Annotated in this window: 13 protein-coding genes and 1 pseudogene; 7 read left to right on the top strand and 7 right to left on the bottom strand. The window is 50.3% G+C overall.

Annotation, left to right across the window (positions count from 1 at the left end; genetic code table 11):
• Positions 1 to 73: 73 nt before the first annotated feature.
• The 4 genes and pseudogenes from ACYVI1_RS13365 to ACYVI1_RS13380 all read right to left on the bottom strand — a co-directional run.
• Positions 74 to 1,615 (bottom strand): GH3 family acyl-acid amido synthetase, encoded by a 1,542-nt coding sequence (locus ACYVI1_RS13365; RefSeq protein WP_460910901.1) that lies wholly within the window; start codon positions 1,613 to 1,615, stop codon positions 74 to 76.
• An 84-nt stretch (positions 1,616 to 1,699) separates the two neighbouring features.
• Complete coding sequence (gene surE, locus ACYVI1_RS13370) at positions 1,700 to 2,476, bottom strand: 5'/3'-nucleotidase SurE (protein WP_460910904.1); 777 nt, start codon at positions 2,474 to 2,476, stop codon at positions 1,700 to 1,702.
• A 195-nt stretch (positions 2,477 to 2,671) separates the two neighbouring features.
• A complete protein-coding gene (locus ACYVI1_RS13375) occupies positions 2,672 to 3,139 on the bottom strand; it encodes a helix-turn-helix domain-containing protein (RefSeq protein ID WP_460911188.1) in 468 nt (155 codons plus the stop codon).
• Between the two features lie 30 nt (positions 3,140 to 3,169).
• Positions 3,170 to 3,277 (bottom strand): annotated as a pseudogene (locus ACYVI1_RS13380) (AraC family transcriptional regulator); the annotation flags it as partial.
• A 505-nt stretch (positions 3,278 to 3,782) separates the two neighbouring features.
• On the opposite strand from ACYVI1_RS13380, the gene ACYVI1_RS13385 reads away from it, so the two are divergent.
• On the top strand, positions 3,783 to 4,781 hold the full coding sequence (locus ACYVI1_RS13385; RefSeq protein WP_460910907.1) for a phytanoyl-CoA dioxygenase family protein: 999 nt from the start codon (positions 3,783 to 3,785) through the stop codon (positions 4,779 to 4,781).
• Positions 4,782 to 4,916: 135 nt separating this feature from the next.
• Complete coding sequence (locus ACYVI1_RS13390) at positions 4,917 to 6,128, top strand: TolB family protein (protein ID WP_460910911.1); 1,212 nt, start codon at positions 4,917 to 4,919, stop codon at positions 6,126 to 6,128.
• A gap of 3 nt (positions 6,129 to 6,131) precedes the next feature.
• Here ACYVI1_RS13390 and trhO read toward each other — a convergent pair whose 3' ends face one another.
• Positions 6,132 to 7,097 (bottom strand): oxygen-dependent tRNA uridine(34) hydroxylase TrhO, encoded by a 966-nt coding sequence (gene trhO / locus ACYVI1_RS13395; RefSeq protein ID WP_460910914.1) that lies wholly within the window; start codon positions 7,095 to 7,097, stop codon positions 6,132 to 6,134.
• A gap of 197 nt (positions 7,098 to 7,294) precedes the next feature.
• Here trhO and ACYVI1_RS13400 point away from each other — a divergent pair, with 197 nt between their 5' ends.
• Entirely contained in the window at positions 7,295 to 7,981 is a 687-nt protein-coding gene (locus tag ACYVI1_RS13400) for a deoxynucleoside kinase (RefSeq protein WP_460910917.1), read from the top strand.
• Positions 7,982 to 8,038: 57 nt separating this feature from the next.
• On the opposite strand, the gene ACYVI1_RS13405 is transcribed toward ACYVI1_RS13400, so the two are convergent.
• Complete coding sequence (locus ACYVI1_RS13405) at positions 8,039 to 8,434, bottom strand: response regulator (protein ID WP_460910919.1); 396 nt, start codon at positions 8,432 to 8,434, stop codon at positions 8,039 to 8,041.
• Positions 8,435 to 8,655: 221 nt separating this feature from the next.
• Between ACYVI1_RS13405 and ACYVI1_RS13410 the strand changes: the two genes are divergently transcribed.
• The 3 genes from ACYVI1_RS13410 to ACYVI1_RS13420 all read left to right on the top strand — a co-directional run bounded on the left by ACYVI1_RS13410 (position 8,656) and on the right by ACYVI1_RS13420 (position 9,828).
• The gene (locus ACYVI1_RS13410) at positions 8,656 to 9,069 is read left to right on the top strand and encodes a response regulator (protein ID WP_460910921.1); all 414 of its coding nucleotides are present in this window, start codon (positions 8,656 to 8,658) and stop codon (positions 9,067 to 9,069) included.
• Between the two features lie 133 nt (positions 9,070 to 9,202).
• Positions 9,203 to 9,439, top strand: a complete 237-nt coding sequence (locus tag ACYVI1_RS13415) for a hypothetical protein (RefSeq protein WP_460910923.1) — start codon at positions 9,203 to 9,205, stop codon at positions 9,437 to 9,439.
• A gap of 194 nt (positions 9,440 to 9,633) precedes the next feature.
• Positions 9,634 to 9,828, top strand: coding sequence for a YodC family protein (locus ACYVI1_RS13420; protein WP_460910925.1), 195 nt, complete (start codon positions 9,634 to 9,636; stop codon positions 9,826 to 9,828).
• A 409-nt stretch (positions 9,829 to 10,237) separates the two neighbouring features.
• Here the strand turns inward: ACYVI1_RS13420 and ACYVI1_RS13425 are convergent, their stop codons facing one another.
• Positions 10,238 to 11,086 carry a helix-turn-helix domain-containing protein gene (locus ACYVI1_RS13425; RefSeq protein WP_460910927.1) on the bottom strand — a complete coding sequence of 283 codons (849 nt, stop codon included), beginning with the start codon at positions 11,084 to 11,086 and terminating at the stop codon, positions 10,238 to 10,240.
• Positions 11,087 to 11,233: 147 nt separating this feature from the next.
• Between ACYVI1_RS13425 and ACYVI1_RS13430 the strand changes: the two genes are divergently transcribed.
• A complete protein-coding gene (locus ACYVI1_RS13430) occupies positions 11,234 to 12,031 on the top strand; it encodes a phytanoyl-CoA dioxygenase family protein (RefSeq protein WP_460910929.1) in 798 nt (265 codons plus the stop codon).
• Positions 12,032 to 12,039: the final 8 nt, after the last annotated feature.

A 12,039-nucleotide genomic window follows, 5' to 3' on the forward strand; every position in this document is an offset into this window, starting at 1 on the left:
TTTTAATGGATAATGCAAAATGAATAATGCACATGAGTATCACTCCCATTATTCATTTTGCATTATCCATCCATCATTTAAGCAAAAACCGTTCCCATTCCCCAATAAGTCCCTTCTTCAGCACTCTTGGGAATTTATGCTGACCGCCCATCTTACCTTTCGATTCCATCCAGTCGTAAAACGTTTTGGTGGGGAGCACCCTCACGGTGATGTCTTTGAGGGCATGTTGGCGTTCAATGGCGTAATCGTCGTTGAGCTGGTTCAGTTTGGCGTCGATTCGGTCGCGTAGGTCCTGAGCGTCTACCGGGTCATCGGTGCCGATGTACCAGTTATGGGCAAATAAAGTGTCGTGTGTTACGCCCGCCACGGTGAACTCCCGGATGGAAATGTCCAACTCGTCGGAGACCATTTCGATGGCTTTGTTCATGTTATCGACGGAGAGGTGTTCGCCACACAAACTTAAAAAGTGCTTCGTTCGACCGGTGATGACGATTTCGGCCTGTTTTTTATCGACGAACCGGATGGTGTCGCCAATCAGATAGCGCCAGGCACCTGAGCAGGTCGAAATCAGCAGGGCATATTCTTTACCCTCCTCCACCTCATCAATCATCAGCGTTTTGGGCGTCTCGGTCAGCTCACCGTCGGGCGAAAAGTTCTGTTCATTGAAGGGGATAAATTCAAAAAACAGGCCGTTATTCAGCACCAACTGCATCCCCTCGGCGTTCGGGTGGGTCTGGTAGGCAATGAAGCCCTCCGACGCCAGATAGGTTTCGATGTAGGTGATGGGGTGGGCGAGAAGCTTTTCAAACCCCTGCCGATACGGTTCAAACGAGACGCCCCCATGGCAGAAAACCATCAGGTTCGGCCAGATGTCGTGAATGGTTTTGACGTTGTAGCGGGCAATAATTTTCTCCATCAGCAACTGAATCCAGGCCGGAACGCCCACCACGTAGCCAATATCCCAGCCGGCGGCCTGTTCCGTAATTTCGTCTAATTTCAGCGCCCAGTCGCGTTCCTGCGCGATGTCGCGGCCCGGCTTGTAAAACCGCTCGAACCACAGGGGAATCCGGCTGGCTGTAATGCCGCTCAAATCGCCTTCAAAGTGGCCTTCGCGTGATTTGAGGTCGGTGCTGCCACCCAGCATCAGGCATCCTTTTTCGTAGAGTGTTGGAGGCAGATTCTGGTACTTGCCCAGTGTCAGAATCTGCCGGACACCCGTCCGCTGAATGGCTTTATACATCGCTTTGGTGACGGGTATGTACTTCGTGGCCGCTTCCGATGTGCCCGAACTCAGCGCGAAATACTTTACCCGGCCGGGCCAGGTTACATTACGTTCGTTGGCCAGCGTCCGATGCCACCACCCGTCAAACATCCGGTTGTAGTCGTGGATGGGGACCGCCTGTTTGTATTTTTCGTAGAACTCCCGTTCGGTGCCGAACTCAACGGCCCGGAGCAGTTCGTTGAACTGATATGTCGTGCCAAAATCGGTAAACTGCGCTTTACGAATCAGTTTACGGAAGGCTTTACGCTGCTGCCGGAGTGGATTAAACCCCCGAAGCCGCACGGCATTCGTCAATCGAATGCCATTTTTGAGCATACTGCCTAATAGGGCCATAGGTGTTGATCAATGAATAATGAATAATGTAAAATGAGTAATGTAAGTAGCGCACTCTAAGTATTTTACATTATTCATTAATAATTACATTTTCCAGTTCGTCAATTCATCCATCATGCGGTAGGCAGTCAGGTCGTACTGGCACGGCACAACGGAGGTATAGTTATTGGCCAGTGCGTATTCGTCGGTGTCTTCGGCATGAGTGTCGAAGTTGACAAAATCGCCCGCCAGCCAAAAATACCGACGTCCGTGTGGGTCGCGCCGTTCGTCGAACACTTCCTGCCACTTGGCATTGGCCTGCCGGCAAATTCGGATGCCCTTCAGCGGTTCGGCAGTGCGGGCAGGAAAGTTAACATTTAAGGCTGTTCCGGGGTTCAGCCCACGCTCCAGCACGTTGCGGGCAATGGTCAGAATCGGCTCGTGGGTATGCGAGAAATCTGGTTGGCGGGTGAAGTCGCCCAGCGAAAAACCAATGGCCGGAATGCCCTCGATGGCCGCTTCGATGGCCGCCGACATGGTACCCGAATACAGAATGCTGATGGACGAATTGCTGCCGTGATTAATGCCGCTAACCACTAAATCGGGCGTGCGATCTTTCAGGACGTGATGCTTGGCTAATTTGACGCAGTCGGCGGGGGTGCCGGAGCATTCGTAAGCAGGCACATCGCCGTACATATCCGATGGATACAGCCGGATTGGATTGGCAATGGTAATGGCATGGCCCATACCCGACTGCGGGCTGTTGGGGGCCACCACCACCACCGACCCCAACTGTTTCATCAGGTCAACGAGTGTCCGGATGCCGTGGGCTGTAATGCCATCGTCGTTCGTTACTAAAATAAGGGGTTTGTGGTCAGGCATAAAAATAAGTCAATAGTCGATACGGGGCCGCCCGTGCGATCATTAGTCGATAGTGCTGGTTACGCCGGTCATTTATGAGTCTTTACCGACAATGGCTTTTATTGCCGCTAAACTACGCAAATACGAGAGAAGGTTTTGGCTCTGATAGTAACCTCTGACAAAGTCTAGAACTTTGTCAGAGGTGGCAAAGGTTCATCAGGCCCGATGCCGTTTCTTGAACTGCAACGGGTTTTCGCCCGTGACGCGCCGAAAAGTCCTGTTGAAATACGACAAACTCTCGAAACCACCGGCAAAGCAGGCTTCGGTCACGGTATGGTCGAGAAGCAGCAATTTCTGCGCCTGATGGATGCGATATTGATTCAGAAACTGCGTGAAGGTTAGGCGGGTCATACGTTTGACGTACCGGCAGAAGGCGGATAGGGTCAGGTTCGTGACGGCCGCTGCGTCGGCAATGTCGATTTTGCGCTGGTAGTTTTCGTCGATGAACTGCTGTAACTGCTTCAGTCGCTGCTGTTCACTCAGTTTATAGGCGTTCGTAACGGGCTTGCCGTGCAAAAGCGTCCTGTCCTGACTCGTGGCTAACTGCTGAAAAATAGTCAGTAAACTCAACAGTCGCTGAAAGGGTGGGAGTGTGGGCAGCAGTTCGAGTTGTTGGCCCACCACCCGTCGGGTTTCGCCGTGAAACGAAACTCCCTCCCGCGCTATCTCGAAGAGCCGGGCAATGGCCGCAAACTCCGGGGCTTGCCCAAACACATTGCCCAGGAAGGTTTCCTTCAGTTGCACAACCACTTTGCGGTGGTCGGTTTTAACACCGTAATCAAAATTCAGGTGCGGAATGTTGGGGCCGATAAAGACTAAATCAGCACCTTCGTAGCGCGAAATATGGTCGCCCACGTGCCGGGTGCCGTTGGTGCCGGTGATGTAGACAATTTCGTATTCGGGATGATAATGCCACAAAAAAACATCGTTGAGCCGGGGCGTCTCCAGAATATGAAACGAACTGTCAGCATCGGGGATGATTTGCTCTAACGCTATTTTCATGGGAATAGGAAAGGGGTTAAACACAGAGAGGCAGGGAGGCATACAGAGATTCACACAGGAGTTGACGTACTTCTTTTCTCTGTGAATCTCTGTATGCCTCCCTGCCTCTCTGTGTTACAATTTTTCAATCAAACTTACTATAAGTTAAGATTATCCATTGAACCAGGAGCAATATAGTGCAAAAAACGGACAGCATTGGTGTGGAAATGAGGCATAACAATCGCCTAACTTTGTTTCAATAAAATTACCAAAAAAGCCTGGATTTATGGAAACGATGCCACCTACAGGTACGCCTGCCACAATGATTCCCGACAATGCACATAAAGACATTCCGGGAAATCCGTCGACGGCCACCAGCAGCAAAATCAAGCTAAACGACCGCTCCGGCCACGACGGCGGGCCGGAGCAGCCACTGCGAGTCTTATCCGAAGACGACTGGCAATTCTGGAAACACAACGGTTACATTGTTGTTAAACAGGCCGTGCCGAAAGAGCAGGCCCAACGCCTGGAGGATTTCCTGTGGGAATTTGAGGAGAAAGACCCCCGCGACCCCACCACCTGGTATGCGCCACCCCGCGCCGAAATGAAAATGAAAGAGTTGACCAACAGTGGCATGGTCGAACTGTATAATCATCAGTACGAATGGGATAACCGGCAAACGCAGCGCGTGTATGATGCCTTTGTGGACATCTGGGGCACCGAAAAACTCTGGGTGACTATCGACCGCGCTAATTTGAATTTTCCGGTTCGGCCCGGCCACGAGTTCAACGGCTTTATTCATTGGGATTATGACCCCGAAACCCGCCCGCAAAATGTGCAGGGCGTGTTGGCCTTAGCCGACCAGACCGACGAAAACATGGGTGGCTTTCAGTGCATTCCCGAACTCTACCGAACCTACGATACCTGGAAACTAACCCAACCCGCCAACCGCGACCGCTTCAAACCCGACACGACCGGATTTGAGTTGGTGAAGGTGAAAATGGAAGCGGGCGATTTGCTTATTTTCAACAGCACCCAGCCGCACGGCATCCGCCCCAACCGTTCGAAAGACAACGTGCGTATTGCTCAATACATTTCCATGATGCCTGCCGAAGAAGATAACAAAGCCCTGCGGCAGTGGCGCGTTACGTCCTGGCGCGAGCGGCAGGCTCCCGAAGGGTACGCTTTTCCGGGCGACCCGCGCAACTGGGAGAAGACCCGCTACCAAACCGCCGAACTCTCGCCATTAGGTAGAAAATTATTGGGATTGGATCCCTGGGAGTAAAGTTTTGGCCAGACTATCTACGGCGGCCCGGCTGAAGTGACCTAAATCGTGCAATTTTTAGTTAACCATTACAACGATTTTTGTTTAGTTGGGTCTTACTTCATACTGGTTGGATAAGCTAATTCCCGTAAAATTATGAGACCTGCCCTACTACTCTGTTTTCTGGTTCTTGTTCTGGATGGATGTAAACACGATGATTTGCCTCCCGGTAGGTATCTACGGGCGTTGTCGCTGAGTGTGGAGCCGCTGCCGGATGGCATTTCGCTGAAATGGACTCCCCGTTTTTACTTTGAGGAAGGAATGTTTGGTGAGGACAAATCGGTTATACCAGCTCAATATGAGATTTACATATCGGAAAACAGTGAAAAAGAACTACGGAAAGTAGCCGTTCTCGACGGAAATATACAGGAGTATGCCCTGCATAATCAGCCTGAAGGGAAGACGATTTATGCTTGGGTGAAAGCAGTTCATCCCAAACTAACAACCAGTACATCGAATATTGCTACGACAAATACGGGCCGGTTAGGAACCTCAGACATGCTGTTCCCAGATAACACACTCTATGCAACTTATGGAGCCTGGGGTGGTTTGAGCTTAGTATATTCCGGTCTTGAGGGTATAGCTATCGTGCAGCCTGATGGCCGTGTGCATAAATTAAATGGAAAAGGAGGATGGCCTGTGCTTTCTGCCGATGGTCAAACTGTTGCGTTCCCCGCCACTATCAATACAAATACGAGTTACAGCACTCAATTATTTGTTGAAACAGTTGCCACAGGCACTCTACGACTACTGGATACGCAACAGGCTATTTATTCGGTTGAATGGTCGAATGACGGGCAGTTTTTAGCCTATATCGCTTACGCTCAAGGCCAAAATAAGAGTGTTTGGACACGCTCAATAACTGAAAACAAACGTGTTCGACTGTACACGCCTGCTATTGGCCCCAATCAATTGACTGATGGCCAGATAGATTGGTCGCCAGACGGTACGTTTATCGTGGCTGCCCAGGAACGGGGGTACATCCCTGAACACGGGGCCGTTTCTAACCTGATGAAAATTCCAGTTATAGGAGGAGAGCCGCAACCCATGCTACTATCCGATTGGCGAGACGAACAGCCCGCTTTCTCGCCGGATGGTCAACGTTTAGCGTTTATCAGCAACCGTTCTGGCTATCAGGCCATTTGGGTAATGAATATTAAAACCGGCAAACTTCAGCAGATTACCGGAAGTCAGGAGCAACTTGCCTATACGAATCGGCTCGACTGGATGAATAATACGCAACTGACATACACCGCTCGTCTGCCACCACCTCCAGATTTAGCGCTTAAAAAAGTGACCTTGCCGTAAGTTTTACAAACTCACTTCCGTCCGCTGCCCCTGCCGACTCTTATACCCCTGAATGGGTGAATAGCTTTGGGTTTGTTTGCCGTAATAGCCCGTGCCGTCGTAAGGCCGCAGATTCGGGTCCTGTTTGCAGGCGTCGGTGCAGGTGCCGCCCTGTTCGTGGCCACAGGTTTCGCAGAGCGTGATGTGGTTGTTACAGACCGGACTGGCGCAGTTAATCATGCGGCTGGTGGGTGTTCCACACCGATAACAAACCGATACTGTGACCGGATTGACATGGTTGACCGGCACCGTTACCCGATTATCGAATACGTAGCACTCACCCTCAAAATCTTCGCCCCCGGCTTCCAGGCCGTACCTGATAATGCCGCCATGTAGCTGATACACGGTCGAAAACCCCTGCGATAGTAAATAAGCGGAGGCTTTTTCGCATTTTATGCCGCCCGTGCAATACGTAATGATTTTCTTGTCGCGCAGGTGTTCGATTTCGTGGAGATGGTCGGGCAGTTCGCGCAGATTTTCCATATCGAACGTAATGGCACCTTTGAACTTGCCAACGGTGTGTTCATAATTGGAGCGCATATCCACCAGCACCACATCGGGGTCATTTTTGAGTTGGCGGAAGTCGTCGGGTTCGAGGTGGATACCCGTTTGCCGAAGTGGATCGACGGGAAGTTCGGAATGAACTATCTCGGCCTTCACCCGCACGTGCAGTTTCTGGAATGTATGCCCGTCGACTTCGTCTACTTTAAAGTCAATCCTGGCAAAACGTGGGTCTTGCCGGAGAGTATCCATGTAGGCGTCGCAGTCGGCGGTCAGGCCTGACACCGTGCCGTTCAGGCCCTCGGGAGCTACAATAATGCGCCCCAGCAGGTTTAAGCGCAGGCATAGCAAGTGATGCGTTTCCCGATACTGCTCCGGGTTTTCAATGGGCGCATACATATAGTATAGCAGAGCGCGGTATGGTTTCATAGTAAAAAGCGAAAGAGCGAGAGACTGGGCTGGCGTTCCAGTGCAATAAACCTTGCTCCCTGAATGCTCATTCTCCAGTACAAAATTAAACGAAAACAGTCATTAGTCGATTGTCGTTAGTCAATAGTATCGGTTCGATAGAGCAATTAGTAACGACCTTTAAGAAGACTAACCACTATTGACTAACCACTTTTTTCATGCACATCGCGATTACAGGAAATATTGGGGCTGGCAAAACAACGCTGGCCGAGTTGCTGGCCGCTCACTATGGCTGGGAGGTTTTATATGAAGCTGTTGATGGAAATCCGTATCTGGCTGATTTCTATGAGGATATGCCACGCTGGTCGTTCAATCTGCAAATCTATTTTCTCAACAGCCGCTTCGCACAGATGAAGAAAATCATTGCGGCTCAGGCTGAAGCGGCAGCCCACAGCCGTCTGCGGACGATGGTGCAGGACCGGACCATCTACGAAGATGCCGCTATTTTTGCCCGCAATCTGTATGAAAGTGGCAACATGGCCGCGCGGGATTACGAAACCTACCGTGAGTTGTTCAGGAACATGATGAGCTTGGTTCGCCCACCCGACCTGATGATTTACCTCCGCGCCGACCTGCCCAAACTCCGCACACAGATTCAAAAACGGGGGCGCTCCTTTGAGCAATCCATCGCTGATGAATACCTGACCAGCCTGAACCGGCTTTACGAAGAATTTGTCGCTTCGTATGACCTCGGCCCGCTGCTGATTCTGGACGTTAACAGACTGGATTACGCCCATCTGCCAGCCGATTTTGATGCCGTTGTTCGACTGCTGAACGAGCGGATTGGGCGTGCCATTAGCGGGAATGAACCTCTTCAGCCGGACGATTCTAACCGCTTTGTGTAGTGGTTAATGGCTTGCCCCGGATTTACGGCGCAGACAAGCCGTGTGAATGGGCTATACTCAGACTAATTTCCACTGCTCTCTTAATTTCTGCGCCAATTGACCTAAATGGTCGAAGGACAGGGGTTTGGTTAAAAACTGATTTGCCCCCAGCGCTAAAGCCCGTTTACGCTCATTTTCGGCGGATGACGTTGTCAGCATAACAACCGGTACATGGGCATAGGCAGGTATGTTACGCAACTCTTTCAACGTCTCGAATCCATTTTTAATGGGCATGTTGATGTCTAACAGAATCAAATGAGGTAACTCCGCACATTCAGCCAGTTTATGCAATAGTTCGGCGCCATCGTTGAGAGTCAACACACTGACAGGAGGTTTCCCATTCTCGAATGCAGAGCGGATGAGCAACTGGTCGTCCTCGTCGTCGTCAACGACCCACACGGTAGATGTACACATTCTGGTTAAGCTGGTGGGTGAACTTGCAAAAATGACCTAAAGAACATGAAGCAATAATAGATGTTTATCTTTTGTTAAACAAGACCTTACGTTTCTGTTGGTGGCGTAACCAGCTAATAGGTAGCTTAAACTATAGTTGGCCAGGTAGGTTATCTATCAATCGGGGTCCTCATTTACCTTGACGGGCTTAAGGGTTGCCTAAACGGATTATTCAACGATTTATGAGCTTTACTATACTCGTGGTTGACGATGACGACGACGATTTGGTCCTGTTGGCCAATCACATCAAGCAATGCCACCAACATGTTTCCTTAACTTTTGCGCTGAATGGCGTAGAAGCGACGCAGAAACTGGTGGATGGATTGCAGCCAAACCTGATTATGGCCGATGCTCAGATGCCCATCATGAATGGATACGAATTAGTCGTTTGGCTGATGAATTCCCAGGCCTGGCGGCATATACCCATTGTGATTTGGACGGGAGCCATATCGGAGAGTGAGGTCACACGCTATTACCAGGCGGGAGCCAATTCGTTGATGCTGAAACAGGATGCTTTTCAGGATTTGGAAGCCTTCTGCCACCATTGGTTTAAACTGGTTCAACTGCCTCATTTTGTGGCAGAAAATCAAGCCTAAACCGGCCACCAATGCCATTTATTCAGTAGTAAGCAAAGGGCGCTGGTGGTTTAAATAATAAGCACTTTTGTGCGGAAAGTTGCCATTTTTTTGTTCTATAAGTAGACTACAATCAACTCATTTTACATACAAAATGGAGTCAATAAACATAACTCAATCAGCCCTTTCTACTGCTCATTCCAGGCCCGCCAGAGCGACCCGTCGTAAGCCAGACGGTGCCACTACGGCTGCTACCCTGATCCAAATGGCCAGCGAAATTCTGTCGGCTTCGCCCACGCTTAGACATAAACTTAATATAACCCTGATGGATCTGGCTGCGGCTGATAAGGTCCGTAAGGAGTTAACCAAAAAAAACAGCGTGTTGCGCTAAGGCAGTTTAGCCCGAAAGGATAAAGACCCTACCATAACTGGTGGGGTTTATTGTTTTACCCGCTTAATCAATCCACTTGTTTGCTCTCCTCTGAATCGGTAACTTGCTGTGGTTGCCCTACTGGTGAGCACTAAAACGTCTGGTCATAAACAGATCAGATGAGCGGCAACTTAACAACTACATATACAACCTCCATGAAAAAATTTGACTTACAACCCGGCGATACAGTCCAGCTAAAATCAGGCGGGCCAGTAATGACCGTTATTCAGTATGTTAATGAGATCGACAATTTCCTCTGCCAGTGGTTTGTTGGTGGCAAACTCGAGAAAGAGCAGTTTCCGGCTCCGGTGCTGGTTAAAACCCAAATAGGGGGAAATCTGGGCTTATAGCGTAAAGGCCAGTGTTGTCGAAGAACAATACCCCATTTTTCATTCGGCAGCAAACCGTATCTCACGCTGAAAGAGCACTCTTCTGCATCAGGCGATGGGCTTTACTGTGCGAGGCATACGTTAACCCATCAGATTACGCATTACGGAGAATTGGTTCGGGCCTACGATGCGTTCAGTGAAACCTATAATAAAGACGACCCCAAGAAACTGAGTTTTCAAAAAATGCCGTATTGGTTGCCTACATGCTGCGCGAGAAACGGAGCGCCCTGGTTAACTTTTTAAATTCTATTTAGCAACCGGAGGAGGATTGACCTACCCCAGTCTACCACACGCCAACAGTGGACTTGCTGCATTAAAGGCGCCCCATGTAATTTTTCCTTTGAGAGCAGCCTTGCCGGTGCTGCAACTGTTACCGGATGCCGTGCCGCTCCCGATACGTACTGGGTGAGGTACCAAGTTTTTGTTGAAACAGTCGGTTAAGCGTGCTGCTATTCTCAAAACCCGTTCGCAGCGCAATCTGCCCGATGGCATGATCAGTCGAAAGAAGTAGCTGACAGACGTGCGTGAGCCGTACCTTATTGAGGTAATCGACAAACGTCAGGCCAATGTGTTGTTTGAACCAGCGGCAAAAGGCATTGGGCGAAAAATGGCAGATAGCCGCCATCTCATGGAGCGGAATCGTTCGCCCATACTGGGCATTGATGTGATCGATGGCCGTTCTGATGCGCGTGGTCGTATCGGAAAGTACCGCGTGACGTTGGTAGGATTGCGTTAAAATAGGCTCCCGCTTGGGGGTTTTCCGAATCAGGTCGAGAAGTTCCAGAAGCGTAACAAGGCCGTTTATGCCCGTTGCCAATACGGTTGCCCGGAGTTTTTCGGCGACCTCCTCATCCGGATTCGGAAAAGCAATTCCCCGATTGGCCTGCTCAAACAGAATCCGCAACGGGGCGCACTCGGCAAACGAATCGAAGAGGTCGCCCGTAAACTGAATACACAGAGCCTCGACCATCGGTGCCGCTTCGGTTTCATAGGACACAAACGTGTGGGGCAGGTTCTTGCCCATCAGAAAGAGGTCCCCTTCGTTGTAGAGCGCGATGTCGTCGCCAATGAACCGCATGCCCCGACCCTTGGTAAATAACACTAATTCAAGTTCGGGATGGTAGTGCCAATGCGACCGAAAGGCGGGCTGATGGAGTCGGAATGCTTTGAAAGACGCATCGGGTAGGTTGCTGATCCCCCGTTCGAGTTCTGGTTTCATTGCCTAAATTACCTTAATTAAGCGTAAATGTTGATCATATTGGTAAAATACGAATAATATCTGAATAAATAGGCAAAACACGGGTCTGCTTTTTCTGTTGAATTTTGCAGGAGCGTCGAACAAATCATTTTCACCCATTCATTCGCCATGAACCCGTTAGACATCCCCTACCAACTTAGCCTGGAGCAGGTTGAGTTTTACCAGAAAAATCGGTTCATCAAACTCAAAAACGTGTTCGATGCCGAGACCATTGCTTACTACAACGACCACATTACCAGGCAGGTGGAAAAACTAACTACCGTTACGACCAAACTCGAAGAGCGCGACACCTACGGCAAAGCCTTTCTCCAACTGTTTAACCTCTGGCGCGAAAACGACAATATTAAAACGTTTGTGTTCAGCAAGCGGCTCGCCAAAATTGCCGCCGACCTCATGCAGGTTGATGGCGTGCGGATGTACCACGATCAGGCTCTGTTTAAGGAAGGTGGTGGCGGCATCACACCCTGGCACGCCGACCAGTATTATTGGCCCCTGAGCAACGACAAAACCATTACGGCCTGGATTCCGCTGCAGGCAACGCCCCTGCCGCTCGGCCCGCTGGAATTTGGCGCGGGTAGTCACCGGATTGTGGATGGGCGGGAACTCAAGATCGGCGACGACAGCGAAAAGCGCATCGCCGAAAAATTACGGGTCACTGATTTTGAGCACGTGATCGAACCCTTCGACCTGGGCGAGGTAAGTTTTCATTCGGGTTGGATTTTTCACCGGGCCGGGGCCAATGTAACCGATCAGATGCGGAAGGTGATGACGGTGATCTACATGGACAAAAACATGAGACTCCAACAGCCCACCAACAAAAACCAGGAAAACGACTGGCACGCCTGGTGTCCGGGAGCGACAGTCGGCAACGTAATCGACACGGAACTAAATCCGGTACTTTACTAAAACCAGAC

The organism is Spirosoma areae (assembly GCF_054781775.1).